We start from the raw sequence: 24704 nt of genomic DNA on the forward strand, positions 1-24704 counted from the left end.
AACGATCAACTCCGGTCTCGTTTCGCGGCGAGACAATGGAGACGTGCCCGACCGGGCGCTACTGGGCCAGGCAGCGCGGACGCGGGAGCCGCCCCTCTGGCCGTAACCGGGAGATTAGGTATGACCCAGCAAATTGGCCCCATCCTTCTGGCCACCGACTTGAGTGCGCGCGGCGACAGAGCCCTCGACCGCGCCCTGCAGTTGACCAAGGAACTGAACACCAAGCTGATCATGCTGCATGTCATGGAATCCCATGCCACGCCGCTCACCACCCCAGTCTGGCGCCGCCTGTCGCCGGACCACAAGGCCCTCGTCGAACGCGAACTCGCCGAAGACGTCGCCGCCGCCAACGTGCCGGCGGAAGTCGTGGTCACCAAGGGCGACCCCGTCGCCAGCATCATGGAAACCGCCGACGCGTATGGCTGCTCGCTGATCGTGGCCGGCATCGCCCGCCAGGAAACGCTGGGCCGCCTGCTGCTCGGCACCACGGTCGAAAAGCTGGCCCGCCAGGCGCGTCAGCCCGTGCTGGTAGTCAAGAACCGCCCCCGCCGGCCGTACCGCGACGTACTGGTCGCCACCGACTTCTCGGATGGCTCGCGCCAGGCGCTGCGCGCCGCGCTACAACTGGTGCCCAATGCGGACATCACCTTGTTCAACGCGTATGAAGTGCCGTTCCAGAGCGTGAGCAAGCCGGACGACGGCGTCGTAGACAACCTGTATCGAACCGCCGAACAGTGCGCCGAGCGTTTCATCGCCGAAACGCCCGAACTTCCCAAGGGCCGCCCGACCAAGGTCGTGCTCGAAGCCGGCCAGCCCGAAACCGTGCTGTCCGACTACTCGTTCAACCACCGCTCCGATCTGGTCGTCACCGGCACCCACGGCCGCACCGGTATCCTGCGCACCGCCATCGGCAGCGTGGCCGAGCGGCTGCTGGAATCCCTGCCCAGCGACGTGCTGATCGTCCGGCTGAGCGGCGAAGAGTAGGTTTTCGGCCAGCAAAAAGGCGGCGCTTGTGCGCCGCCTTTTTTTGCGATCGGCCGGCTACGACTCGCCCTGCTTTTCCATGGTCTCGATCGTGCCGCGCAGCTTGCGCAGCAGCACAAGTCCCGGCAGGGCAATGGCCACCGTCAGCAGGAAGAACCCGGGCCATCCCAGGTATTCGACCAGCGGCGGCGTCAACGGGCCGGCCAGATAGGTGCGGCCCACGGCCGACAGCGCCGACAGCAGCGCAAATTGCGTGGCGGAGAACCGCTGGTGGCACAGCGCCATCAGCAGACCCACGAATGACGCCGTGCCCAGGCCGCCACACAGGTTCTCGATGCCCACGCCGGTTGCCATCAGCCACAGGTTTTTCGGGCTGACCGCGATCAGCCAGTACGCCAGGTTCGACACTGCCTGCAAGAGGCCGAACGCCATCAGCGACCGGTACAGCCCCCAGCGCGCCATCAGCGACCCGCCCGCCAGCGCGCCAATGATGGTGGCCGCCAGCCCCAGCACCTTGTTCACGGTGCCGACCTCTGTCGGCGTGAACCCCGCGCCGCGGATCAGAAACGTGGTGGACAGGGCCCCGGCGAACGCGTCGCCCAGTTTGTACAGCACGATCAGCAGCAGCACTTCCATCGCGCCGCGGCGCATGAAGAATTCGCGGAGCGGCTCATTCACCGCCTCGCGCAGGGTGCGCGGCGGACGCGCGATGTGCTCGGGCTCGGGCGCCCACAGCGTGGCCAGCGCGCAAAGCAGCATCAGCCCGCCCATCACCATATAGGTGTTGCCCCACCCTATCCACTGGTCCGCCATGATCAGCGCCAGACCGCCGGACGCAATCATGGCAAGCCGGTATCCCATGACCCGGATGGCCGCGCCCGCGCCGCGCTCGTCCTTGCGCAGCACGTCCGTGCAATAGGCGTCGAAGGCGATGTCCTGCGTGGCGGACAGAAAGGCAACCAGCACGGCCAGCACGGCCAGCGCCATCAGCGTGGACGACGGCGAAAGCGTGCCCATCGCCATGATCGCCACCGCCAGCAGCAGCTGCGTCACGAGCATCCAGCCACGGCGCCGGCCCAGCACGGGCGGCGCAAACCGGTCGACGAACGGCGCCCAGAGGAATTTGATGGTGTAGGCGGTGCCTACCAGGGTGAGGAAACCGATTTCCTGCAGCGGCACGCCTTCGACGGTGGCCCAGGCCTGCAAGGTGCCGCTGGTCAGGGCCAGCGGCAGCCCGCTGGCAAAGCCCAGCACCAGCAAGGGGGCAACGCGCGGGCTGGTGTAGACGTTGGATACAGCGGTGATGACGGTCTCCTGAAACTTGGCCAGCGGCGTCACGGGCGCCGGCCGCGGGCTTGCGGCATTTTAGGGCCTGTTGCCCCGCGCCGTCAGGAGGATGCGTGTCGGAATGTCAGGGGTTTATTGTCAGGGCGAAGCAAAGCGGTACACGGCCAGCGTGCTGCGCCAGCTAGGGAATGCCTTCACTTCCTTGCCTTCGTTGAACGTGGCGCGTTCCAGGATGCGCAGGCCCACTTCCCCCGCAAGCTGTTCGAAGTCGCGCAACGTGCACAGATGGATGTTCGGCGTGTTGTACCACTGGTACGGCATCTGTCCGGTCACGGGCATGCGGCCGCGCAGGATGGCCCAGCCGTGCGGCCAGTAGCCGAAGTTGGGAAACGACACCACGCCGTAGCGCGCCACGCGGGCCATTTCGCGCAGGATGTGCTCGGTGCGGTGCATGGACTGCAGCGTCTGCGACAGCACGACGGTGTCGAACTGCTTGTCGTCAAAGAGCGCCAGGCCGTCTTCCAGGTTCTGCTGGATGACCTCGACGCCGCGGCGCACGCAGGCGATCACGCAGGTGTCGTCGAGTTCGACGCCGGCTCCCTTGACCTGGCGATGGTCGCGCAGGTGCGCCAGCAGCGCGCCGTCGCCGCACCCCAGGTCCAGGACGCGGCTGCCCGGCTCGATCCAGCCGGCAATGCGCGCCAGGTCGGGCCGCAGCGCGCTGTGGGCATAGCGGGGAGTCACGGAAGTCATTCGGAGCATCCTTCAATCGGGGCGGCGGCTTGCAGGCCCAGCTCGCGCGCGATGCGTTCGTAGTAGCCGCGCACCACCGCGTGATAGCGCGCATCCTCCAGCAGGAAGGCGTCGTGGCCGTGCGGCGCGTCGATCTCGGCGTACGTGACGGGACTGGCGTTTTTCAGCAGCGCCCGCACGATCTCGCGCGACCGCTCCGGCGGGAAGCGCCAGTCGGTCGAAAACGACACCAGCAGGAAGTTCGACTTGGCAGGCGCCAGCGCGCGCGCCAGATCGCCGCCCGTGGTGCGGGCCGGATCAAAGTAGTCCAGCGCGCGCGTGATCAGCAGGTAGGTGTTGGCGTCGAAATAGCGCGTGAACTTCTCGCCCTGGTAACGCAGGTACGACTCGACCTCGAACTCGACGTCGTAGCCGTAGCGGTACGCACCGTTCTCGGCGGGTGCGCGCTGGGCGCGGCCGAATTTTTCGGCCATGTCGTCGTCGGACAGGTACGTGATGTGGCCGATCATGCGCGCGACCGACAGGCCGCGGCGCGGCACGGTGTCCTGCGCGTAGTAGTCGCCGCCGTGGAAATCCGGGTCGGTGATGATGGCGCGGCGGGCCACTTCGTTAAAGCCGATGTTCTGCGCGGACAGGCGCGGCGTGCTGGCGATGACGATGCAGTTGGCCACGCGTTCGGGCAAGGTGATCGACCAGCTGAGCGCTTGCATGCCGCCCAGCGATCCGCCCATCACCGCCGCAAAGCGCTCGATGCCGAAGTGGTCCGCCACCCGCGCCTGCGCCCGCACCCAGTCTTCCACCGTCAGTACCGGGAACGCGGCGCCCCAGGGCTTGCCGGTCTCGGGGTTGATGCTGGCCGGCCCGGTCGAGCCGAAGCACGAGCCCAGGTTGTTCACGCCGATCACGAAGAAGAGATTGGTGTCCACCGGCTTGCCGGGGCCCACCATGTTGTCCCACCAGCCCAGGTCGTTGGGGTTGTCCGCGGCTTGCCCAGCCACGTGGTGCGAGGCATTGAGCGCGTGGCAGATCAGCACGGCGTTCGTGCGCTGCGCATTGAGCGTGCCGTAGGTTTCGACAGCCAGTTCGTAGGACGCGAGCGATTGGCCGCTCAGCAGGGGCAGCGGTTCGTCGAAACGAATGAACGTGGGGGAGACAAGGCCGACCGAACCGGGATCAACGGTATCGGTAGTCGTGACGGTTGCGGGGACGAACCCGCTGGCCGAATCACCGGCCAAATGTTGGGCAGGAGTGGTCATACGGACCTCTTTAGCTGGATTTATTGGAAGGCGCCCGCAAGCGGATCAGGCAAATCGGCGCCGAAAATTGGGTAGTGCGGCAGGAATTCTAGCACTGCTACGTGCCGGCTTCCCAGGGCTCCTGTCCCAGATACTCGTAGCGTTCGGTGTTCACGCGGGACACGCGCCATTCCACCGGCTGGCGGTTGTAGGAGAACGCGATGCGGCGGATCTCCAGCAGCGCACTGCCCTCGGCCACGCCCAGGCAGCGAGCCTGCGTGCGTTCGGCCAGGCAAGTCCGCAGCCGCTCGTCGGTGGCGATGACGTTGACGCCGAACAGGTCCTGGTACAGCGCGTACAGCGTGCTGGTGCGCTCGCGCAGATGCGTTTCAGTCAGCCCCGGAAAGCGGGGTTCGGGCAGGCACACCTCGTCGGCCATGACCACGTCGCCGTTGAGCGACAGCACATTCAGGAACTCGAAAACATGGGCGCCCGCGGGCAGATCCAGCTTTTCGCGCGCGACCGCCGAGGCCTTCACGCGCCGGAAGCGCAACAGCTCGGTGGTCGGATAGGACTTGCTGCCGTCCTGCCCGACGATGCGGAAGAACTTGAAGAAGTGATGGTTGCGCGTGTGCACCGCGACGTAGGTGCCGCGCCCCTGATGGCGCACCAGGATGTTCTCGGCGGCCAGTTCGTCGATGGCCTTGCGCAAGGTGCCGATCGATACGCCGAACCGTTCGGCCAGATGTTTTTCCGGAGGAATCGCGTCGCCCTGCTTCCACTCGCCTTGCGCCAGCGCGGCAAGCACGGCCTGCTTGACCTGTTCGTACAAGGGACTGCCCAGGGGCACAGTCGGTGACAGGCTGGTGTTCATGGGTGCATCGCAAAAATCATGGACCTCCAGTGTAGCGGCGCGTCCGTCGTTCGCTCAAGTCATGTAAGTCATCTATATGATTTAGTTGACTTTGAAAAAAGCCGGGCCTAAGATTTCCTGGCCGTTGTGATCCGCGCCGCGTGCAGCACCCGGGCGGCGCCCCTGACTCAGAGAGGAAGACAATGATTCACGCCGTATTGCACGATGCGAAGGACACGGTGGCGGTCGCCGTGGTGGAAGGCCTGACCGCCGGAACGGAGCTGAACGCCTGGATCATGGATGAGGACAAGATCATCCATGTACGCGCGTCGCAGGACATTCCCATCGGACACAAGGTGGCAATGAAGGACATGGCCGTGGGCGACACCGTCTTCAAGTACGGCGTCGACATCGGCCGCGTGGTGGCGCCCATCAAGGCCGGCCAGCACGCCCACGTGCACAACATCAAGACCAAGCGCTGGTAAGCGCCCGTCCATCGCACAGGAACCCACCATGTCCATCATCACTGCCCAGACCACCTTCCAAGGCTATCGCCGCGACAATGGCCGCGTCGGCGTGCGCAACCACGTCATCGTCCTGCCCGTGGACGACATCTCCAACGCCGCGGCCGAAGCCGTCGCCAACAATATCAAGGGCACCCTGGCCCTGCCTCATCCTTATGGCCGCCTGCAGTTCGGCGAGGATCTTGAACTGCACTTTCGCACGCTGATCGGCACCGGCTGTAACCCCAACGTCGCCGCCGTGGTCGTGATCGGCATCGAGGAAGGCTGGACCAAACGCGTCGTCGACGGCATCGCCGCCACCGGCAAGCCCGTCATGGGCTTTTCCATCGAACTGCACGGCGACCACGACACGATCATGCGCGCGTCGCGCTGCGCCAAGGAATACGTGCATTACGCTACCGCGCTCACGCGCAGCGAATGCCCCATCGCCGACCTGTGGGTCTCCACCAAGTGCGGCGAATCCGACACCACGTCCGGCTGCGGCGCCAATCCCACGGTGGGCAACGCGTTCGACAAGCTGTATGCGCTGGGCTCCACCCTGGTGTTCGGCGAGACGTCGGAGCTGACCGGCGGCGAACACATCGTCGCCGAACGCTGCGCCAACGACGCCGTGCGCGAGCGTTTCATGTTCATGTTCGACCGCTACCAGGCCATGATCGACCGCTGGAAGACCAGCGACCTGTCCGAATCCCAGCCCACCAAGGGCAACATCGCCGGCGGCCTGACCACCATCGAGGAAAAGGCGATGGGCAACATCCAGAAGATCGGCAAGCAATGCCGGGTGGATGGCGTCATCGACAAGGCCGAGATCCCCGACGGCCCCGGGCTGTGGTTCATGGACTCGTCCTCGGCCGCGGCGGAAATGGTCACGCTGTGCGCCGCCTCGGGCTACGCCGTGCACTTCTTCCCCACCGGCCAGGGCAACGTCATCGGCAACCCGATCCTGCCGGTCATCAAGATCTGCGCCAATCCGCGCACGGTGCGCACGATGTCCGAGCACATCGACGTGGACACCAGCGCCCTCTTGCAGCGCGAGATCGACCTGAACCAGGCCGGCGACAAGCTGCTGGAATGCATGCTGGCCACCGCCAACGGACGGTGGACCGCGGCCGAGGCCCTGGGCCACCGCGAGTTCGTGCTCACGCGGATTTTCGAAAGCGCCTGATAGCGCCTTTCCGGCGCCGGCGCGACCAGGAGAACGCGCCGGCCGCCTTAGCGGCATCCTCGCAACATCAACGACAAGAACCTGCAGACCCGGGCGCAGTCCGCGGCAGCAAAGGCGTACGCATTCCTACCCGGGCGTTATCCCCAAGGAGGAAGACAGATGAGTAGCGAACCGCATTACCCCCTGCACGATGCGCAGCGCCGTCGCCTGCTGGGCGCCCTGGGCGCCGCCGGCCTCTGTGCGCTGGCCCCGTGGGAACGCGCGCTGGCGCAGAAAGGCGCGTGGCCCGAGCGTCCCATCAACTACGTGGTGCCATTTCCGCCGGGCGGCCTGACCGACGTGGCCGCGCGCCAGGTGGGCAAGGCGCTGGCGGACGCCGAACGCTGGAACGTGGTGGTTGAAAACAAACCCGGGGGCAGCGCCAACATCGGCGCGGCGCATGTGTCGAACGCGGCGCCCGACGGCTACACCTGGCTGGCCATCACGCTGTCGCACGCGGCCAACGCCACGCTGTTCGCGGGCAAGGCCGGATACGATCTGACCCGCGACCTGACCCCGCTCGCCGGGCTGGCGTCGTCGCCGATCATGGTGGTCGTCAACGCCAAGAGCAACATCAAGACCATGGACGACCTGGCGCGCGCGGCCAAGGCCAAGCCGCTGTCGGCCGGTTCCAGCGGCAACGGCACCCCGCCGCACCTGACGCTGGCGCTGTATCAGAAGCTGACGGGTGTGCCGCTGATGCACGTGCCGTACAAGGGCGGCGCGCCGTCGCTCACGGACCTGATCGGCGGGCATCTGGACGTGGTGTTCTCCAACTACCCGGAATCGCTGGCGCACGTGAAGAACGGCTCGCTTCGCGCGCTGGCCATCACCACGCGCGAGCGCAGCAAGGACCTGCCCGACCTGCCCACCACGGCCGAAGCCGGCCTGCCGGACCTGATCGTCGAGAACTTCACGGGCGTGCTCGCGCCGGCCGGGACCCCGCCGCAGCTCGTCCAGCGCATCGGCGACGCCATCGTCAAGCAGGTCTCGCAGCCCGCCATGCAGCAGTCATTGTTGCAACTGGGCTTCGTGCCGCAGCCGCGCGGCCCGAAAGAGTTCGGCGCGTACCTGAAGTCCGAGGTCGACCGCTGGGCCAAGATCATCCGCGACGCCAACATCCAGGTCGCCTGACGCGGCCAACCTGCCACCACGAAAAGGAGCCCGGCAGATGCGAGTTTTGATATCGGAGTTCATGGACACGCCTGCCGTCCAGGCCCTGCAGCAGCGGTTCGACGTGCAGTACGCGCCCGAACTGGTCGAGCAGCGCGGCGCGCTGCTCGCCGCCGTCGCGGATGCCGACGCCCTCATCGTGCGCAACCGCACTCAGGTGAACGCGGAGCTGCTGGCCGCCGCGCCGCGCCTGGTTGCCGTGGGCCGGCTGGGTGTCGGGCTCGACAACATCGATCTGGCGGGATGCGAGACGCGCGGCATCAAGGTCATTCCCGCCACGGGCGCCAACGCCCGCGCCGTGGCCGAATACGTCGTCGGCACGATGCTGTCGCTGTTGCGCGGCGCCTATGGGTCCACCGCGGACGTGGCGGCCGGCGTGTGGCCCCGCAATGCGCTGTCGCAGGGGCTGGAAGCGCACGGCCGCACGTTGGGCGTGGTGGGATTCGGCGGCATCGGCCGCCTGGCCGCCCAGCTTGCGCGCGGGCTGGGCATGCGCATCGTGGGCAGCGACGCCGCCCTGCCGTCCAACCATCCCGCGTGGCAGGAAGCAGGTGCAGAATCGCTGTCACTGGACGATCTGCTTGCCCAGGCGGACGTCGTGACGCTGCACCTGCCGCTCACGCCCCAGACCCGGCATCTGCTGGACGCCGCGCGCATCGAACGCATGCGCGCCGGCGCCATCCTCATCAACACATCCCGTGGCGGCATCGTGGACGAAGCCGCGCTAGCCGCGGCGTTGCGGGCCGGGCGGTTGCGCGGCGCGGCGCTGGACGTCTTCGAGCAGGAACCGCTGCCCGCGGGCAGTGCGCTGGCCGACGCGCCGAACCTGATCCTGACGCCGCACATCGCGGGGCTCACGCAAGAGGCCAACACGCGCGTTTCCGACATGGTGGCCGCCGGTGTGACAATGGCGCTTGACGCCCGCGCACGCTGACGAGGCGCGGCGCGCCTCACACGACAGGAAGGATATGGCTCACATCTATCTGGACGAACTTCAACACCTGGCCGCGGCCGGTCTTGCCGCCGCCGGCGCCAACCCGGTCATGGCCGACAGCACCGCCCGCGCACTGGTCTTCGCGGAAAGCCAGGGGCTCAGCTCTCACGGTCTGTCGCGCGTGCCGTTCTACGCCGGTCATCTGCGCACCGGTCGCGCCATCGGCTCGGCCGTGCCGCGCCTTGTGAACGAACGCGGCGGCGCAGCGCTGATCGATGCCGGTTCGGGCCTGGCGTTTCCCGCCTGCGCGATGGCGGTCGAACAGGCCACGGCCCGTGCCCGCGAGCATGGCGTTGCGTTCGTGGGCGTGGCCAACAGCCATCACTTTGGCGAAGCGGCCTACCACCTGGAAGCCCTGGCGGACGCCGGCATGGTGGGGCTGGCGCTGAGCAACTCGCCTGCCGCCATGCCCGCCTGGGGCGGCAAGCGCCCCCTGTTCGGCACCAACCCCATCGCGGCGATCTTCCCACGCCGCGGCGGCGCGCGCCTGGTCATCGACCTGTCGTTGTCGCAGGTGGCGCGCGGCAAGCTCATGATCGCCGCGCGCGACAACCAGCCCATTCCGCTGGGCTGGGCGCTGGACGCCGAGGGCCAGCCCACCACCGATCCCAAGGCGGGACTGGCCGGCAGCATGCTGCCCGCGGGCGGCGTCAAGGGCGCCATGCTGGCGCTCATTGTCGAACTCATGGCCTGCGCGCTGACCGGCGCGCGCTTCGGCTACGAGAACGAGTCGTTCTTTGTGGATGAAGGCGGCCCGGCGCGGCTGGGGCAGGCCTTCATGGCAATCGATCCCAACGCGCTGGCGGGTAACGATGTCTACCTGGAACGCGTGGAAACGCTGGTCGACGCCATGCTCGAAGACGAAGGCGTGCGCCTGCCGGGCGACCGCCGCCGCAAGCTGCGCGACGAGGCGGTCAAGCACGGCCTGAACCTGCCCGATGCGTTGATGACGCAGTTGCGCACGTTGGCGGGTGCTGGCTGAAGCGCGCGGCCTGACTGCGCGATTTGACTGCCGGGCTTGACTGCGGGACTTGACCCCGCCGCCCGGCGCCCCTACTGCCCGTGGGAGAACCACAGCATCAGCGGCGCCAGCAGCAGAAACACGACGGTGGACACCAGCACGGCGCCCGCCGCGGTGTCGCCCAGCGGCGTGTAGCGCCGCGCGTACATATAGCTGACCACCGCGCACGGCATGGCCATCTGCAGCGTCAGCGCACCGGCCAGCACCGGCTCCAGGTCCATCGCCCACACCACAGCCAGCCCGGTCAACAGACCCGCCACCAGGCGGATCGCACCAACCTTGGCGCCGTCGCGCATGCCGTTTGACGGAATCAGCGCCAGCGCATGGCCCAGGCTCAGCAGCATCAGCGGCACCGTTACCGCGCCCAGCATGCGCGCCGTCTCGATGATCCACGCGGGCACCGGCACGTCCAGCAAACGCAGCGCCACCGCCACCACGGACGCCAGCAGGATCGGGCTCTTCCAGCTTCCCTTGGTGTTGACGCCAGGCAGCATGCGCACCGCGATGGTGTGCATCACGAAGGAACTCACCGCAAAAAAAGCCACCGCCACCGACAGGCCCGCGTCGCCGAACGCCAGTTGCGAAATCGGCAGACCCAGGTTGCCGGCATTGGGCTGGAACGCCGTGGGTAGAAGGCTCAGCACAGGCAGCTTCCAGGCCTTGAGCAGCGCCGCGCAAATCAGCGCGCATAGCAGCAGGGCGATCAGGGTTGCTGCAGCCACGTCGGCCAGCGCGCGGTTGTCCAGGTGGGTGGTGACGAAGGTATGGAACACCAGCGCGGGCGTGGTGACCGACGTCACCAGCGTGGTGATGAAGTTGCCGCCGAAAGGAAGATCGCGCTTACCCCAATAAAGCCCGATTCCCACGCAGGAAAGCAGGGGCATCATCAGCACAATGGCTGACAGGTAGAACTGCGCGATGGCCAACATGGACTATTCCGTCAGAGATAAAAAGATTGATGCGTCACGGCATCATTGCTTGCCCCGGCCGGGGCGGTCGCCGCAGCATGGACGCATTGTTCACAACAGGACCATCCCGTCCTCGCCGCCATGTCCGCCACACCGATGCGCATTCCTGCCCACTCATCGCGTTGCGCCGTCCGCAGCGCCATTCCACCCGCCGGCCTGCATCTGGCAGACCGGCAGGCAGCTTGTCTGCCGCTATCGGACAGACAGGCCGCGTGCCTGCGGTGGTCGGCCGCGGGCAAAACCAGTTGGGAAACCGCCCGGATATTGGGCGTCAGCGAAAGCACCGTGAATTTCCACCTGCGCAACGCCTGCAGCCGCCTTGGCGTACGGGGCCGCCGCGCGGCCGTGGTGGCGGCGCTGCGGCTGGGCCTGCTCGAGTTCAAGGCTTGATGACGACGGACCGCAGGAATTCGCGCGCGCGCTCGGCGGGCAGGCTTTCCTCGGTGCCGGCGGCTACGGCCTCGATCAGCATCGTGTCCGTCACCCACACCTTGGCCTGCAGCCATCCGGGCTTGCCCACCGCCTTGCCGCGCACCTCGATTTCCTGACCATAAGGCGGCCATTCGTTGGGCGGCGGCGCCTGCATGTTGGTGTAAAGGGACCGCATCAGCGCCACGCCCAGCGCCTGCCGGGCCGCGGGGCTGGCCGCGATCTCCGGCGGCAGGGGCGCCGATCCCACGGCAAACACCGCTTCGCCGACGGTCGCGCTGGCCATCGTGAACTTCAACGCGTGCGTGTCCAGCTTCAGATCGCGGGTTTCGGTCGATACCCGAGCGGGGAACGCGGCGCGGACGTGGCCGTCCGCCACATCCATCTCGCGCCAGTTGTAACTGGGCGAGCAAGCCGCCAACGCCAACGTCAGCGCCAAAAAAACGCCCGCTTTCTTGAACATGAAACGAAACAGCGATGAAATCGTCATTACCTGAGGACTCCAGGGTCCCGTCATTTCGAGGAATCCAGAAATTGTCGCCGATTTCCATGGCGCCCGCGCCCGATGGCACGTTGCTCGCCAATTATTGCTGGCCCGCCGCGCCGAATGTCCCGCCTCCGATAGCAGGCGACGGAGGCCGGCTATCCGGTGGCCGGCACTCCGATGACGGGCTATCCGATGACAGGCACTCCCGTGACGCGCAGGCCGCAGACGGGCAGCCGGCAGCCCGGCCCAGCATCTATCTGCTGCACGGCCTGAGCGAGCACGCCGGACGCTATGACCGGCTGGCGCGCTGGCTGACCGCCCGGGGCTGGACGGTGGGCGCGCACGATCACCGCGGTCACGGCCGCTCCGGCGGACACCCCGCCACCCTGCGTGACCAGGAAGACCTGGTCACCGATGCCGTGGACCGGCTGCAGGACTGGACACAGGCCTGCGGCCGTCCGCCCATTCTGCTGGGCCACAGCCTGGGCGCCCTGGTCGCCGTGCGCATCGCCCAGCGCCGGCTGGCCGACCTGGACGGGCTGGTGCTCAGCTCCCCACCCTTTGCCGTCAATGTTCCGCAATGGGTGCGCCGCACGCTGACATGGATGTCCCTGCATGCCCCCGACCTGCGCGTCCCGCACGGCCTGGCGCCCGCCCGCATTTCCCACGACCGGGCCGTCGTAAAGGCCTACCGCGCCGATCCCCTGGTGCGGCGCCGCATGACCGGGCGGCTGGCGCGCTTTGTGGACGAAGCCGGCCAGCAGGCGCTGCGCGAAGCCAGCCTGCTGCCCTGCCGCACGCTGCTGATGGTGGCCGGCGACGACTCCATCGTGGCGGCCGAAGGCAGCCGCCAGTTCGCCCAGCGGGCGCCTGCTGAGTTGCTCACCCTGCGCTGGTACGACACCGCGTGGCACGAGATCTTCAACGAAACCGCCCCCATTGCCGATCCCGTCTATGCTGACCTGGACGAATGGCTGGCGCGCACCGCCCAGGCATTGTCCCTGTCCCCAGTACTGGTTCCCTCAGCACAGGAGGCCAGCACCCCGTAAAATCCGGCGACAGCCCCCAACGAGAACAATCCGTGACCGATACTGCCGCCAACCGCCTCGCCCGCCTAGAGGCCAACCGCTCGATGCTGACCCAGACCCTGCGGGGCATCGAGAAAGAAGGCCTGCGCGTGGACGAACAGGGCATCCTGGCCCGCACGCCGCACCCCGCCGGGCTGGGCTCGGCGCTGACCAACGAACACGTCACCACCGATTATTCCGAGTCGCTGCTCGAACTCATCACGGGCACGCACGACAACGTGGACGCGCTCCTGGCCGAGCTTGCCGACACGCACCGCCACGTCTACACCGTGCTGGACCATGAACTGATCTGGAACCAGTCCATGCCGGCCACGCTGCCGCCCGAACCTGAAATCCCAATCGCCTGGTACGGCACGTCCAACACGGGCATGCTCAAGCACGTCTACCGCCGCGGTCTGGCCGAACGCTACGGCAAGACGATGCAGTGCATCGCCGGCGTGCACTACAACTTTTCGCTGCCTGAAGCCCTATGGTCCGTGCTCGACACGCAGCCGGGCTCCGACCAGGACCGCCGCTCGCGCGGGTACATCGGCCTGATCCGCAACTTCACGCGGTATTCTTGGCTGCTGATGTACCTGTTCGGCTCGGCGCCCGCGCTGGCCAGCGGCTTCCTGCAAGGCCAGGACCACGCGCTGGACAAACTGGGCGACCACACCCTTTACCTGCCCTACGCCACCAGCCTGCGCATGAGCGACCTGGGCTACCAGAACAAGGCGCAGTCGCAGCTCAAGCTCTGCTACAACGACCTGGACACGTTCCTCGGCCGCCTGTACGGCGCCGTGACGCAGCCCTGGCCCGACTATCAAAAGATCGGCACCCACCGCGACGGCGAATGGATCCAGCTCAACACCAACGTGCTGCAGATCGAAAACGAGTACTACTCCAGCATCCGTCCCAAGCGCGCCACGGGCCGCTGCGAACGCCCCATCACGGCGCTGGCCGAACGCGGCGTGCAATACGTTGAAGTGCGCTGCCTGGACATCGATCCGTATTCGCCGGTCGGCATCGACGCCACCACCGCCCGTTTTGTCGACGCCTTCCTGCTGTTCTGCACGGCCTCGGACAGCCCGTTCTTCCCCGCCAACGGTTACTGTCAGCGCAGCGCCGACAACTTCTCGGTCGTCGTCAAGGAAGGCCGCAAACCGGGCCTCACGCTGGACCGCGACGGCCAGACCATCGGCCTGGCGCAATGGGGTCACGAACTGCTGGATCAGATCGCGCCGTACGCGGCGCTGTACGACAGCGCCATGGGCGGCACCGCCTACGCGGATGCGCTGGCGGCGCAACGCGCCAAGCTTGACCAGCCCGACACCACGCCCTCGGCGCGCCTCTTGGCCGAACTGAAGGACAGCGGCCTGTCGTTCCACGATTACTCGCTGGCGCTGAGCCGCAAGCATGCGGATGCGCTGCGCGCGCAGCCGCTGCCGGCCGACGTGGCCACGGCCTATCAGCAAGCCGCCGAAGCGTCCGCCGCCGAACAGCTCCGTCTGGAACAGTCGGACACTGAAGACTTCGATACCTACGTGAGCCGCTATCACGCCGCGCTCAAGGCGCCGCGCAAATAAGGCGTATCGTTAGGGATTGGTCCGCGCCGCGCCCCTGCGGGGTGCGCGCGCGGGCCTTACCAGTCACATCAGGAGGTTTTATCCATGCGCCGCACCGCAAAATTTCTGCTGGCCCTGGCGGTCAGCGTGGCGGGCATTGCCCACGCCGCGCCGCCGCCCATGCAGACCGTGGAATCCGTCGACCTGAAACGCTACGTGGGGATGTGGTACGAAATCGCCAACTTCCCCATGTTCTTCCAGCGCAATTGCGTGGGAGACACCACGGCCGAATACACCGCGCATCCGGACGGCACCATCGGCGTGAACAACCGCTGCCGCACCAAGGACGGGGATATCGATTCGGCGTCGGGCACCGCCACGGTGGTCGAAGGCAGCAACAACGCCAAGCTCGAAGTCACCTTCTTCAAGCCATTCAAGGGCGATTACTGGGTGATCGGCCTGGATCCCGAATACCGCTGGTCCGTCGTCGGCACGCCCGACCGCAAGTACCTGTGGATCCTGTCGCGCTCGCCCAAGCTGCCCAAGGAAGAACTGGACAAGGCGCTGGCCGCCGCCACGGCGCAGGGCTATCAGCTCGACGAGCTGCGCTACACGCCGCAGAAGTAAGCGCCCCCTCAGCCCGCGGCGTAGTCGCGGGCCAGCCTGACCACCGTCACGCCGGGCTTCAACTGCCGCAGCGACGGCATGATCAGCGTGCAGTTGTCGTAGGGCGTCACCACCGGCTGCTCGTCGGCCCAACCGATCAGCGATCCGGCCTTTTCAAACGTTTCCAGCCCCGACCAGGGGCCGGCAAAGCGCACATTCATCGACGGCGCCACCACGGCATCCGTCACTTCCAGCACGCGTTGCGCCGCCGGATCCGGCAGCAGCCAGCCTTCGGGCAGGTCCGACGCGTCGATCACGCCCGATTCCACCAGCATCCGCGCCACCATGTCGCGCGCCACATCGCGCGACGACAGGTCGCCATGAAAGCCGCATTCGATCAGCAGGGCGCACGCGTCTTCGCGGGCCGGGTCGCCAAAGTGTTCGAAGTCGCGCATGCGCACGCCGTCCTTGTGGCCGGCGTCCACGATGACGTGCTGCGGCGCCTTCAGGCGGCGCGCCAGCGCGATATTTCGCGGCAGCACGCCCGTCAGCAGCAGCGGCGCCCCCGGCTCGTGCATCGAATGCAGATCCAGCAGCCAGTCGGCACGCCGCACCCACGGGCGCAGCGCCGCGCCGCGCTGGCGGTCCGGCGACGTGGGATTGTCCAGACGCTCGGCGCTCCAGACGCGGTTCATGTCTTCCTGCACGAAACGCGACGCATCGTGGTTTGCGTGATCGAAGCGGTCGAACGCGTCCAGGTTGCAGAAGGCCAGCGTCAGGCTGCCGCGGCGCGGGCGCAGACCCGAGGCCAGCAGGTCCTTCAGCGCCCAGGCGCCGCACAACTCGTTGCCATGCACCAGCGCGCTCACCATGAGCGCCCGTCCCGGCACGCCCGAATCAAAGTGCCACACGCCCGGCGTGTCGGTATTGCCCGCGCGCTCGGCGGCGATGTCGGGAACGGGGAGCTTGAATTCCATGGTGATATCCGCTTGATGCCTGGTCTTTCGATGGTGTGATGCGTCGCGCGCAGCCTTATTGCGCTTCGATCTTGGCGGCCTTGACCAGCGCGCCGTACTTCTTGGTTTCTTCAGCCTGGAACGCCACCGGGTCCACGCCCGGCTTGGCCACTTCGCCGCCGGCGTCCTGCATCTTGGCGCGGAACTGGTCCGACTTCAGCGTTTCATCCAGCACGGTGCGCAGCTTGGTCACCACCGGCTCGGGCAGGCCGGCCGGGCCGTACAACGCAAACCACAGGTTGATGTCCACGGACTCGAAACCCTTGGTGGCGGCCAGCGGCGCGATCTCGGGCGCGGCGGGCGAACGCTTGTTCTCGGTCAGGCCCAGCGCGACGATGTTGCCGCTGCGCACCTGCGGCAGCCCGGAGGACAGCACCAGCATGCCGTAGTCCAGTTGACCGCTCATCAGATCGGTCACCAGCGGCGACACGCCGCGGTAAGGGACGTGCTCGGCGCGGGTGCCGGTGGCCTGGTTGATCATCTCGCCGGCCAAGTGCAGCGTCGTGCCCACGCCCGACGAACCGTAGTTGAACGTGCCGGGCGCGGCGCCCTTGAGCTTTTCCAGATAGTCGGCGGCGGTCTTCACGCCCGAGTTCTTGCTGGCGGCCAGCAGCATCGGCTGCGAGGCCACGATGCCCAGCGCCGTGAAATCCTTGGCGCTGTCGTATTTGACGGCGGTGTTGATCATGCGGGCGATCACCATTTCATTGGTGGAGCCCAAAAAGATGGTGTAGCCGTCTGGCGCGGCGCGCGCCACGCGTTGCGCGCCGATCGTGCCGCCGGCGCCGCCCACGTTCTCGACCACAACGGTCTGGCCCAGGCGCTTGCCCAGTTCTTCGCCCAAGAGGCGCGCGGTCAGATCCAGGCTGCCGCCGGCGGGGTAACCGACAATCAGCGAAATGCTGCGGGCCGGGTAATCAGCCGCGCTGGCGGCAGGGGCCGCGGCAAGCGCCGAGGCGGCACACAACGAAACTAGCGCCGCACGCAGCGGCTTCAAGATGGACTTCATGACTTTCTCCCTGGGGTGCTGTGGGTGGACGGCGGAGCCGTCTCATTTGATTTCGGGGGCTATTTTCGAGCGCTCCCCAGGGGCAGTCCGTGCCAAAACGGCACATCGTTGTGCTGATCGGGATTCTGGCGGCGAGATATGGTCGCTGAACTCCGGCTACTGAACAACAGGCGTTGAACTTCAGGCGCAGGAATCCGGACCCGAGGCCAGACCTGAATTCACGCCTTGCGATTCGCCGTCGCTTCCCAGGCGGCTTCGGCCAGGTCGGTCAGCCGCGCGCGCGGACGGTACAGGCGGACTTCGAATGCGATCTCGTCGCTGCGCCCGCCCAGCTCAGCCAGCGCGCCGCGCCGGCAGTCGGCCGCCACCATGGACCACGGCAGCCAAGCCACCCCCACACCCTTGGCGACCGCGCCATGCGCCGCGTCCAGCGAATCGCTGCGCACAAACGGCGTCAGCGCATACGGCGTGGCCTCAAGCCGATCCCCTACGATGCGCTCCATTGCCAGCCCGCCGGTGTACGTGATGAGCGGCACGGGCGCCCCGCCCTCCTGCAGCAGAAAACGCGGCCGGCCCCGGGTATCCATCTGGCTGACCGGCACCAGCTTGTCCGTCGCCAGCGTCATATACCGGTAGCGCGAAGGGCTGAGCGGCACGGACAGCGCCGGATGCTCGTAGCAGCACAACAGGTCGACCTTGCCCTGTTCCAGCCGCACCACCAGGTCCTGCGCCTTGCCGGTGGACAGCTCCACCTGCGTGCCGTCCGTCAGCACGCGCGGCGCGCGGTGCCGCAGCCGCGCAATCCAGTCCGCCACCAGCGTGCGCGCCAGGCTGCGGCCCGTGGCGATGCGCAGCACGGCCTCGCCGCCCGCGCCCGAACTACGGATGCGATGGCGCACCAGCCCCATCTGCTCGACGACCTGCGTCGCCGTCTTGAGCAGCGTCTCGCCTTCGGGCGTCAGCGTCACCGGCAGGCGCTGGCGTTCCACCAGCGGTGTGCCGGCCCACGTCTCCAGCGCACGGATGCGCCGCCCGAAAGCGGGATGCGTGACGTGCCGCAGCTCGGCCGCACGCACGAAGCTGCCGGTCTGCGCCAGCGCAATCAGGTCTTCGAGGAGTTTCAGGTCTGCCATGGACGACAAGCTTACGGCATCGCGCGTGCTAGGCCGCCGCTTGTCCCTCGGGCAGGGACAGGATGCGCGCGATGACCTGCGCCGTCTCGCGGTAGTGCGCCGCCAGCATCGCCACCGCGCGATCGGCATCGCGCGACACCGCCGCATCCAGCAGCGCGCGGTGCTCGTCGTCAACATCGCGTTCAGGGCCGTACGCCATGGCTTGCGCGCGCGCCGGCCGGCGGTAGCGTTCGGTCTGCGCGTACAACTGCGCGGACAGGTCCAGCAGCCAGGGCGAGCGGCAGGCGCCGATCAGCGCCTGATGAAAATCCTGGTGACGGGCTTCCAGTGCGTCCTCGCGGTCCGGGTCCAGTCCCGGCGCGGCGTCCGCCCGCCGCGCGGCCAGCGCCAATGCGTGAAACGCCCCGACCAGCCGCGCCTCCCAGGCGTCGTCGGCATTGGCCAGCGACCGGCGCAGCGCGTCGCAATCGATCAGGATGCGGGTCTCGCAGGCATCGCGCATTTCGTCCACGGACAGCGGCGCGATGCGAAACCCGCGCGACGTCGTAGTGAGCACCATGCGTTCGCTGCGCAACCGGTTCAGCGCCTCGCGGATCGGTGAAAAGCTGCCGCCATAGCGCTGGCGCAGCAATTCCAGCCGCAGCGACTGGCCCGGCGCAAACGCGCCGCGCATGATGTCGCGGCGCAGTTGCCGGTAGATCTGTTCGGACAGCGTGATGTCTTCGATCTCGGCGCCGCCGTTTGCCGCCGCATCCTCACGCGGGGCCTTGATTCTGGGTTTCAAGCGCGGCGCTCCTAGACGGCCACCACCGGGTGGCGCAGCGTGCCGATGCCTTCGACGCAGGCCACGACCACGTCGCCCGGCCACAGGAACTCCTGCGGCTTGCGGCCGGCGCCCACGCCCTCCGGCGTGCCGGTGGCAATGATGTCGCCCGGCTCCAGCGTGATGCCCGCGCTGATGTCGGAGATCAGGAACGGCACCTTGAACAACATGTGGCGCGTGTTCGAGCCCTGCTTCTTTTCGCCGTTGACCGTCAGCCACAGGTCCAGCACCTGCGGATCGGGAATCTCATCGGCGGTCACGATGCACGGTCCGAACGGCGCATACGTGTCCTGCCCCTTGGAATAGATCCATTGCCCCGCGCGGCGGCAATCGCGCGCGCTCATGTCCAGCATCACGCTGTACCCGAACACATACGACAGCGCATCGGCCTCGGCAACGCGCGACGCGCGGCGTCCGATGATCACCGCCAGCTCGACTTCCCAGTCCAGCTGCTGCGTGATCTTCGCGTTGTGCTCGATGGCGTCGCCCGGTCCGATCACCGTCGTGGGCGGCTTGGAGAAGATGACGGGCTGCTTGGGCAGGTCGGCCGACGTGTCCAGCGTGCGGCTGGATTCGGCCACATGCTCCACGTAGTTCAAGCCAATGCCAAAGATGTTCTTGCGCGGACGCGGGATGGGCGCCAGCAGCTTCACGTTCTCCTGCGGCACCGCGCTGCCCACCGGCCAGTTGCCGCGGAACGTGTCCAAGAGACGCGTCGCCTGCGCGACTGCCACCGGCCCCAGGTCGATGAACTCCAGCATGTCGTCGGGCAGATCCACCCCGCCTTCCTGACCCAGCAGGAAAAGGTCGATCACGTAGCCGTCGACAAGCGCGCCCAGGCGGGCGGCGGCGGTGGGATGAGCGCGAAAGGTCACCAGGCGCATCGGGAACTCCAGAAGGTCAAAGGTTGTGGAACCGGCCGCAGCAGCGCGGCGGTTTGCGTTCGGAAACTAGATCAGCTGCTGATGGCCGCCGTTGTCCTGCGCCGCTTCCTCGCGGTACAGGGCCAGCGAGCGCATGACAGGCAGATCGTTGAAACAGAAGAGGCATGCGTCGTCGTTGGACGACAGGTTGGCGTGTTCGTGGATGGCCCAGGACGGCACGCAGAAGATGTCGCGTTCGGTCCAGTCATAGCGCTTGCCGTCGATGACGGAAAAACCGCTGCCCTTGGCCACCTGGTAGATGAAGCTGCCGGTATGCCGGTGCGCCTTTGTGTGCTCGCCGGGACGCAGCAGCTGCATGCTGGCGCCAATTGTCGGCATCACGGGGCCGCCCGTCGCCGGATTGACGTATTCCAGCAGGATGCCGTCGTAGGGACTGCCCGCGGTGGTGCGCGCGTAGCGGCGCAACGCCTCGTACGTAGGCTCCCATTCGTACTTGAAGAGCGGGGAATACGGCTTGGTCCAGCCGGACACCTGCGGCCGCAGCGCCACGCCGCCCCACGCGCCGCTGGTGTCGTCCACCGGATGCGTGACGGTCTGGTTCAGGTCGGGATGCACGGCATAAAAGCCGGCTTCCAGTGCGTTGACCAGCGGGATGTCCAAGCCGTCCTGCCAGATGCAGGTGGTGCCGTCCTCGGCCACGCCGTGCTCGTGCCAGGTGCCGTTCGGCGTCAGCACGAAATCATTCGCCCCCAGCGTCATCTTGTGACCGTCCACCACCGTGAACGCGCCCTGTCCTTCCATGATGAAGCGCAGCGCCGAATGCGTGTGCGCGTGCGCGGACGCCAGCTCACCCGGCCGCATCACCTGCAGCCCGGAATACAGCCAGCCCACCGCGGCCGCCACGTCGCGCCGGCCGGGATTGTTCAGGTAGATGACGCGGCGGCCCGCCTCTTCGGGGGACACCAGTTCGGCGGACCGCAGTACGTGACCGCGCAGGTCCTGATAGCGCCAGACCACGGGCACGGACGCTGACCGCGGCGCCCACGGCTCGATCTTGTTCGCCACCGTCCACAGCGCCCCGGTCTCCAGCCGCGCCAGCTCCTGGTAATAGGCCACCCGCTCTGGCGAGTCGGCCACATTGGCGCGGCCCGCGGTGTCTTCGCGGTAGGCGTCGTAGCGGTTCGCTTCCATTCCGTGCCCCTGGTTTTATAAAACGCTGAGGATTTTCGAAAATACTAAGCGCGGGGCCGGAGGGCAGGCAATGGCGAAACGCTAGGGGTTTTCCTTGAACGGCGAAGTCGCTTCGTAAAAATATCTTGGCGACCGTGGCAAAAATACTGTACAAAAACACAGTGCGACGTGATACATTGCGCTCGCCCGAAACACTGTCGTCCAGGGGAGAATTCCTGTGTCAGAAGCTGCTCATCTCGTTCAGTACATCGTCGTTCCCTACCGCGCCGCCGCCAATGGCGTCGCCCCCGGGGAAATCCGCCCGGCCAGCAGCGAATTCGGAGCCATCCGCATCGCGAATTCCATGGCCTCCAAATTTGCCGGCGTCGCGGCCTATGAAGTGATGATCGACAAGGAAACCGGCGACATGGAATCGCCGCGCATCCTGATGCAGATCGGCACCGTGCCTTCACTGGACGACTAGCAAACAAAAATCGCCCGCCCCGCATGCGCGCGGGGCGGGCGATTCAATGGCTTGGCGTGCAATGCCAGCACGCGGCCAGTACCTCCGTGGGATCCGTCATTCGCAGACGCCTGATCTGCGAACGCTAGAACAGATACTTGATCCCCACCGAGCCACCCACCGCGCGCAAGCCCGACGCGCCGCCCAATCCCTGCTCGGCGTTCAACTGCACATTGACGAACGTGTTCTTGCCGGCCCGACGGTCGTAGCCCGCCGATAGCCCTACGCGCGATCCGTCCAGCTTGTTGTCAAAGGCGATGTCGCCCTGCGTCAGCGTCTGATACTCGCTGGACGATTCCCCCAACGTGTGCCGGTAGCTCAGCATCACCCAGCCGTGGTTCTGCGCGTCGTCCTGCTCACCCCAGGCTTTGGACAGCTTCACGCTCACGCGCGAATGCAGTGCATGCGACTTCGGCAGCGTCACCCGGCCAAGATCGTCATCGCTGTCGCGCAGTTGGAGGTGCTGAACCATCATCTGCGCCTGCGGCTCCAGTCGAAGCTCTTCAGAGGCATCGCCAATGTCGAACGCCTTGCCGGCTTCGGCCGACAGCGCCGCGCCCCATCCCGACGTCCGCATGGACATGCCCTCCGCGCCGCTCGATTGGGTCTTCACGCCGTACCGGCTGATCTGCGTGACGAAGTCGGCATACCCGCCCTTGCCGTCCATCATCGTGTAATAAGCGCCCAAGCCATACATCGTCTGATCGCTGCGGCCGGCATCGATCGTCGAACGGGTGGATGCTTGATAGTGATCCACTTGGGCGCGGGACACCATCGCCGTGCCGAACACGCCCAGGCTGTTGCGGCGGATGCCCTTGTTGGTCACGAACAGGTCCGTACCCACCTGCAGGCCGCCCAGCATCGTGCGGCTTCCCACTTGCGACTGCAGGATGCCGCGCGGCGCGCCGTCGCGGTTCTCCCAGGCCCCCAGCGTTCTGGCCCAGGCATACGGATACACCTTACGGGCCAGCGTTTCGGTGGCGCCCATGCGTTCGTTGAACGTTCCCACCGCCAGCTCGGACTGCCGCAACGCTTGCCCGCCCAATTGCGAGTAAATGGAGACTTCGGGGCGGACTTCGCTGATCAAATACCAGTTGTTGGCAAAGTCCGGTGAGCCATCCTGCGCGCCATGCGCCAGCACGTAGCGGAACGCGCCGCCTCGCGGAGGCTGGCCGGGCTTTAGCTGAAACGCGCCGTCCGTGCTGGCGCCCGCCTTGACCACCAGAAAGCCGTTGCCGTGAAGCGGATCGCCAAAGCCGCTGTCGGTGTTGAGCGCCAGGTTGGTCAACCCCGTCGCCCCCGCGTTCAAGGTCAGATAATCCACGGTGCCCGACGTGGTCGGAATCATGTGCAACTGCACTTCGCCGCCGCCACCCACCAGACTGTTGGCGGTGAACGTACGACCGATGGCATCGTTGGTCCATTCAGCGGGCGGCGCAAAGGCGACGCTACCAGCAAGCCGAAGTTCGTTGACGGTGCTGAGGTTGTTTGCTTGCGCGGGGTTGGACGCATCCGTCAGGATGTTCCATTTGCTCGTCGCGTCGATGGATAGATTCGATCCGTCCACCCAGCCTTCCAATGTGCCGCCGTTGGCCACGCCCAGGCCCGCACTGCTCGCGGCAACCACCCTGGCGATTGCATGATCGGCCTGCCCCAACGAGGTGCCGTCGATGACCAGCATGCCGTTGTCCACCCGCGTGATGCCGGTGTAGGTGAGCGGCCCGGTCAGCGTCGTCGTGCCCGAACCGGCCTGCCACAGCTCGCCCGTACCGGATATGGCGTTGGACAGGATGAGGGCGTTGGCGCGGTCTGTCGCCAGAACGGCGTTGTTCTCGATCACGCCCGCGCCCAACGATCCGGTGGCCTGGCCCGCGCCCAGTTGCAGCACGCCGTCGTCAATCAGCGTTGCGCCGGCGAAAGCATTGTCGCTGTCGATGATCCACGTCCCGGCACCGGTCTTGGTAAGCGCGCCCGACCCGCTGATCGCGCCTTGCATCACGGATACCGTGCCGTCAGCGGCACGGATCGCGCCCTCTCCCGCAAACTGCATGTCGCGCTGCGACAGGATGTTGGCGTCAAGTTGCAGTCCGCCGCCGTTGAACGTGAGGGTGCCGGCCGCGTCGCCCAGGCTCGCGTCGTCGGCAATCGCGAGCCACCCGCCCGACAGGGTCCAGGGCATGATGGCCTGATTGGGCGCGCCCATCAGGGTCCAGGTTCCCGCGGACGTTTTTTCGAAGGCATTGAAGCCCACGTATTGGGCCTGCGGGCCGCTTCCAATCAGGCTGACATCAAAGGCCAGCGCCGCGCCCCCATCCAGCCTGAACGTGTTCTTGCCGCCCGACTCCGTGGCGTCGACCAGGCCGATGATTTCACTGCCGGCTTGCAGGACCAGCGTGGAATCTTGGGCGGTGGCCGCATACTTGATGGCGGTGTTCTGGTTCGCCGGTCCCTGCGAGATCGTGCCCGAATTGATGATCACGGAGTTGGCGCCGGTGACATGGACGCCGTGACCGCTGTTTCCGCCGGCGCCGCCCGGGGGGCCACCGGGAAAGCCGGCACCGGGCCCCCCGTTGCCGCCAGATCCGCCAGCCGCCCCGCCGCCTCCACCGCCCCCGGCCCACGTTGCTTGGGTCGCTCTGCCACCATCGACACCGGCCTCACCGCCAGCGATACCGCCTGATCCGCCTACACCCGGATTTGGGCTGGCTAATCCATCGCCCGGCGACCCGCCGTTGGTGTAGGTGCCGCCGCCACCCCCACCGCCCCCTGCATAATTCGACTGGCCGCCACCCGGCATACCAACTTCTCCCCCATTGCCGCCATTTCCGCCGTAGCCCGTTCCATCTATCCCGCCGGGGTTGATATCCGCCGCGCCCCCGCCACCACCACCCCCGCCCCCCCCCCCCCCCCCCCCCCCGGACCGCCCCCCCCCGGCCCCCCCCGCCAATCTCGCGCCCGCGCGCGGCGCACGCACGCCTGAGCCCGAGGCCGATCTG

The 24704-nt window shown here is 67.0% G+C and carries 24 protein-coding genes and 1 riboswitch; of the genes, 11 read left to right on the forward strand and 13 right to left on the reverse strand.

Annotation, left to right across the window (positions count from 1 at the left end):
• Positions 1 to 120: 120 nt before the first annotated feature.
• Positions 121 to 984 carry a universal stress protein gene (locus B3098_RS28895; protein ID WP_105237166.1) on the forward strand — a complete coding sequence of 288 codons (864 nt, stop codon included), beginning with the start codon at positions 121 to 123 and terminating at the stop codon, positions 982 to 984.
• A gap of 57 nt (positions 985 to 1041) precedes the next feature.
• On the opposite strand, the gene B3098_RS28900 is transcribed toward B3098_RS28895, so the two are convergent.
• The 4 genes from B3098_RS28900 to B3098_RS28915 all read right to left on the reverse strand — a co-directional run bounded on the left by B3098_RS28900 (position 1042) and on the right by B3098_RS28915 (position 5133).
• The gene (locus B3098_RS28900; protein WP_414631322.1) at positions 1042 to 2322 is read right to left on the reverse strand and encodes a muropeptide transporter; all 1281 of its coding nucleotides are present in this window, start codon (positions 2320 to 2322) and stop codon (positions 1042 to 1044) included.
• A gap of 87 nt (positions 2323 to 2409) precedes the next feature.
• Positions 2410 to 3024, reverse strand: a complete 615-nt coding sequence (metW, locus tag B3098_RS28905; RefSeq protein WP_175125146.1) for a methionine biosynthesis protein MetW — start codon at positions 3022 to 3024, stop codon at positions 2410 to 2412.
• Positions 3021 to 4280: a homoserine O-succinyltransferase MetX gene (gene metX, locus B3098_RS28910; protein WP_286900840.1), complete on the reverse strand. Its 1260-nt coding sequence runs from the start codon at positions 4278 to 4280 to the stop codon at positions 3021 to 3023. Before metX ends, metW begins: the two co-directional genes overlap by 4 nt.
• Positions 4270 to 4351: riboswitch (SAM riboswitch) on the reverse strand. It overlaps the preceding gene by 11 nt.
• 26 nt (positions 4352 to 4377) lie before the next feature.
• Positions 4378 to 5133 carry a GntR family transcriptional regulator gene (locus tag B3098_RS28915; RefSeq protein ID WP_286900843.1) on the reverse strand — a complete coding sequence of 252 codons (756 nt, stop codon included), beginning with the start codon at positions 5131 to 5133 and terminating at the stop codon, positions 4378 to 4380.
• Positions 5134 to 5315: 182 nt separating this feature from the next.
• Between B3098_RS28915 and B3098_RS28920 the strand changes: the two genes are divergently transcribed.
• The 5 genes from B3098_RS28920 (at position 5316) to B3098_RS28940 (ending at position 9989) form a co-directional block, all read left to right on the forward strand.
• Entirely contained in the window at positions 5316 to 5597 is a 282-nt protein-coding gene (locus B3098_RS28920; protein WP_056327564.1) for a UxaA family hydrolase, read from the forward strand.
• A gap of 28 nt (positions 5598 to 5625) precedes the next feature.
• Positions 5626 to 6801, forward strand: coding sequence for a UxaA family hydrolase (locus B3098_RS28925; RefSeq protein WP_175125143.1), 1176 nt, complete (start codon positions 5626 to 5628; stop codon positions 6799 to 6801).
• Between the two features lie 159 nt (positions 6802 to 6960).
• Positions 6961 to 7974: a Bug family tripartite tricarboxylate transporter substrate binding protein gene (locus B3098_RS28930; protein ID WP_286900847.1), complete on the forward strand. Its 1014-nt coding sequence runs from the start codon at positions 6961 to 6963 to the stop codon at positions 7972 to 7974.
• A gap of 37 nt (positions 7975 to 8011) precedes the next feature.
• On the forward strand, positions 8012 to 8947 hold the full coding sequence (locus B3098_RS28935) for an NAD(P)-dependent oxidoreductase (protein WP_286900851.1): 936 nt from the start codon (positions 8012 to 8014) through the stop codon (positions 8945 to 8947).
• Between the two features lie 34 nt (positions 8948 to 8981).
• On the forward strand, positions 8982 to 9989 hold the full coding sequence (locus B3098_RS28940; RefSeq protein ID WP_286900853.1) for an Ldh family oxidoreductase: 1008 nt from the start codon (positions 8982 to 8984) through the stop codon (positions 9987 to 9989).
• A gap of 71 nt (positions 9990 to 10060) precedes the next feature.
• Here B3098_RS28940 and B3098_RS28945 read toward each other — a convergent pair whose 3' ends face one another.
• Positions 10061 to 10957: an AEC family transporter gene (locus tag B3098_RS28945; protein ID WP_286900854.1), complete on the reverse strand. Its 897-nt coding sequence runs from the start codon at positions 10955 to 10957 to the stop codon at positions 10061 to 10063.
• A 135-nt stretch (positions 10958 to 11092) separates the two neighbouring features.
• Here B3098_RS28945 and B3098_RS28950 point away from each other — a divergent pair, with 135 nt between their 5' ends.
• Positions 11093 to 11386, forward strand: a complete 294-nt coding sequence (locus B3098_RS28950) for a helix-turn-helix domain-containing protein (protein WP_254594340.1) — start codon at positions 11093 to 11095, stop codon at positions 11384 to 11386.
• Here B3098_RS28950 and B3098_RS28955 read toward each other — a convergent pair.
• A complete protein-coding gene (locus tag B3098_RS28955; protein ID WP_191579239.1) occupies positions 11376 to 11915 on the reverse strand; it encodes a hypothetical protein in 540 nt (179 codons plus the stop codon). The two genes, B3098_RS28950 and B3098_RS28955, sit on opposite strands and share 11 nt — an antisense overlap.
• A gap of 44 nt (positions 11916 to 11959) precedes the next feature.
• Between B3098_RS28955 and B3098_RS28960 the strand changes: the two genes are divergently transcribed.
• The 3 genes from B3098_RS28960 (at position 11960) to B3098_RS28970 (ending at position 15171) form a co-directional block, all read left to right on the forward strand.
• Positions 11960 to 12961, forward strand: coding sequence for an alpha/beta hydrolase (locus tag B3098_RS28960; RefSeq protein ID WP_286900858.1), 1002 nt, complete (start codon positions 11960 to 11962; stop codon positions 12959 to 12961).
• A 32-nt stretch (positions 12962 to 12993) separates the two neighbouring features.
• Positions 12994 to 14565 (forward strand): glutamate--cysteine ligase, encoded by a 1572-nt coding sequence (gshA, locus tag B3098_RS28965; RefSeq protein ID WP_175139442.1) that lies wholly within the window; start codon positions 12994 to 12996, stop codon positions 14563 to 14565.
• A gap of 84 nt (positions 14566 to 14649) precedes the next feature.
• Complete coding sequence (locus tag B3098_RS28970; RefSeq protein WP_175125135.1) at positions 14650 to 15171, forward strand: lipocalin family protein; 522 nt, start codon at positions 14650 to 14652, stop codon at positions 15169 to 15171.
• Between the two features lie 8 nt (positions 15172 to 15179).
• On the opposite strand, the gene B3098_RS28975 is transcribed toward B3098_RS28970, so the two are convergent.
• From B3098_RS28975 to B3098_RS29000, 6 genes are all read right to left on the reverse strand, one after another.
• Positions 15180 to 16127, reverse strand: a complete 948-nt coding sequence (locus tag B3098_RS28975; protein ID WP_279975579.1) for a succinylglutamate desuccinylase/aspartoacylase domain-containing protein — start codon at positions 16125 to 16127, stop codon at positions 15180 to 15182.
• Between the two features lie 55 nt (positions 16128 to 16182).
• On the reverse strand, positions 16183 to 17175 hold the full coding sequence (locus B3098_RS28980; protein WP_279975580.1) for a Bug family tripartite tricarboxylate transporter substrate binding protein: 993 nt from the start codon (positions 17173 to 17175) through the stop codon (positions 16183 to 16185).
• Between the two features lie 218 nt (positions 17176 to 17393).
• Entirely contained in the window at positions 17394 to 18308 is a 915-nt protein-coding gene (locus tag B3098_RS28985) for a LysR family transcriptional regulator (RefSeq protein ID WP_286900861.1), read from the reverse strand.
• A 28-nt stretch (positions 18309 to 18336) separates the two neighbouring features.
• Positions 18337 to 19092 (reverse strand): GntR family transcriptional regulator, encoded by a 756-nt coding sequence (locus B3098_RS28990; RefSeq protein ID WP_286900862.1) that lies wholly within the window; start codon positions 19090 to 19092, stop codon positions 18337 to 18339.
• 11 nt (positions 19093 to 19103) lie between these two features.
• On the reverse strand, positions 19104 to 20015 hold the full coding sequence (locus tag B3098_RS28995) for a fumarylacetoacetate hydrolase family protein (RefSeq protein ID WP_175125130.1): 912 nt from the start codon (positions 20013 to 20015) through the stop codon (positions 19104 to 19106).
• Between the two features lie 66 nt (positions 20016 to 20081).
• Positions 20082 to 21206: a cupin domain-containing protein gene (locus B3098_RS29000; RefSeq protein WP_286900864.1), complete on the reverse strand. Its 1125-nt coding sequence runs from the start codon at positions 21204 to 21206 to the stop codon at positions 20082 to 20084.
• Positions 21207 to 21423: 217 nt separating this feature from the next.
• Here B3098_RS29000 and B3098_RS29005 point away from each other — a divergent pair, with 217 nt between their 5' ends.
• A complete protein-coding gene (locus B3098_RS29005) occupies positions 21424 to 21669 on the forward strand; it encodes a hypothetical protein (protein ID WP_056327580.1) in 246 nt (81 codons plus the stop codon).
• Between the two features lie 124 nt (positions 21670 to 21793).
• On the opposite strand, the gene B3098_RS29010 is transcribed toward B3098_RS29005, so the two are convergent.
• Positions 21794 to 24187 (reverse strand): autotransporter outer membrane beta-barrel domain-containing protein, encoded by a 2394-nt coding sequence (locus B3098_RS29010; protein ID WP_286900865.1) that lies wholly within the window; start codon positions 24185 to 24187, stop codon positions 21794 to 21796.
• Positions 24188 to 24704 lie beyond the last annotated feature (517 nt).

The sequence above is a fragment of the Achromobacter sp. UBA2119 genome, from assembly GCF_002331005.1.
Taxonomy (GTDB): domain Bacteria; phylum Pseudomonadota; class Gammaproteobacteria; order Burkholderiales; family Burkholderiaceae_B; genus Achromobacter; species Achromobacter animicus.

What these genes read in the sequence shown, in the direction of transcription:
- B3098_RS28895 (WP_105237166.1), top strand. Translation starts at nt 121, where the DNA reads ATGACCCAGCAAATTGGCCCCATCCTTCTGGCCACCGACTTGAGTGCG.
- metW (WP_175125146.1), bottom strand. Translation starts at nt 3,024, where the DNA reads ATGACTTCCGTGACTCCCCGCTATGCCCACAGCGCGCTGCGGCCCGAC.
- metX (WP_286900840.1), bottom strand. Translation starts at nt 4,280, where the DNA reads ATGACCACTCCTGCCCAACATTTGGCCGGTGATTCGGCCAGCGGGTTC.
- B3098_RS28915 (WP_286900843.1), bottom strand. Translation starts at nt 5,133, where the DNA reads ATGAACACCAGCCTGTCACCGACTGTGCCCCTGGGCAGTCCCTTGTAC.
- B3098_RS28920 (WP_056327564.1), top strand. Translation starts at nt 5,316, where the DNA reads ATGATTCACGCCGTATTGCACGATGCGAAGGACACGGTGGCGGTCGCC.
- B3098_RS28925 (WP_175125143.1), top strand. Translation starts at nt 5,626, where the DNA reads ATGTCCATCATCACTGCCCAGACCACCTTCCAAGGCTATCGCCGCGAC.
- B3098_RS28930 (WP_286900847.1), top strand. Translation starts at nt 6,961, where the DNA reads ATGAGTAGCGAACCGCATTACCCCCTGCACGATGCGCAGCGCCGTCGC.
- B3098_RS28935 (WP_286900851.1), top strand. Translation starts at nt 8,012, where the DNA reads ATGCGAGTTTTGATATCGGAGTTCATGGACACGCCTGCCGTCCAGGCC.
- B3098_RS28940 (WP_286900853.1), top strand. Translation starts at nt 8,982, where the DNA reads ATGGCTCACATCTATCTGGACGAACTTCAACACCTGGCCGCGGCCGGT.
- B3098_RS28945 (WP_286900854.1), bottom strand. Translation starts at nt 10,957, where the DNA reads ATGTTGGCCATCGCGCAGTTCTACCTGTCAGCCATTGTGCTGATGATG.
- B3098_RS28950 (WP_254594340.1), top strand. Translation starts at nt 11,093, where the DNA reads ATGCGCATTCCTGCCCACTCATCGCGTTGCGCCGTCCGCAGCGCCATT.
- B3098_RS28955 (WP_191579239.1), bottom strand. Translation starts at nt 11,915, where the DNA reads ATGACGATTTCATCGCTGTTTCGTTTCATGTTCAAGAAAGCGGGCGTT.
- B3098_RS28970 (WP_175125135.1), top strand. Translation starts at nt 14,650, where the DNA reads ATGCGCCGCACCGCAAAATTTCTGCTGGCCCTGGCGGTCAGCGTGGCG.
- B3098_RS28975 (WP_279975579.1), bottom strand. Translation starts at nt 16,127, where the DNA reads ATGGAATTCAAGCTCCCCGTTCCCGACATCGCCGCCGAGCGCGCGGGC.
- B3098_RS28980 (WP_279975580.1), bottom strand. Translation starts at nt 17,175, where the DNA reads ATGAAGTCCATCTTGAAGCCGCTGCGTGCGGCGCTAGTTTCGTTGTGT.
- B3098_RS28985 (WP_286900861.1), bottom strand. Translation starts at nt 18,308, where the DNA reads ATGGCAGACCTGAAACTCCTCGAAGACCTGATTGCGCTGGCGCAGACC.
- B3098_RS28995 (WP_175125130.1), bottom strand. Translation starts at nt 20,015, where the DNA reads ATGCGCCTGGTGACCTTTCGCGCTCATCCCACCGCCGCCGCCCGCCTG.
- B3098_RS29000 (WP_286900864.1), bottom strand. Translation starts at nt 21,206, where the DNA reads ATGGAAGCGAACCGCTACGACGCCTACCGCGAAGACACCGCGGGCCGC.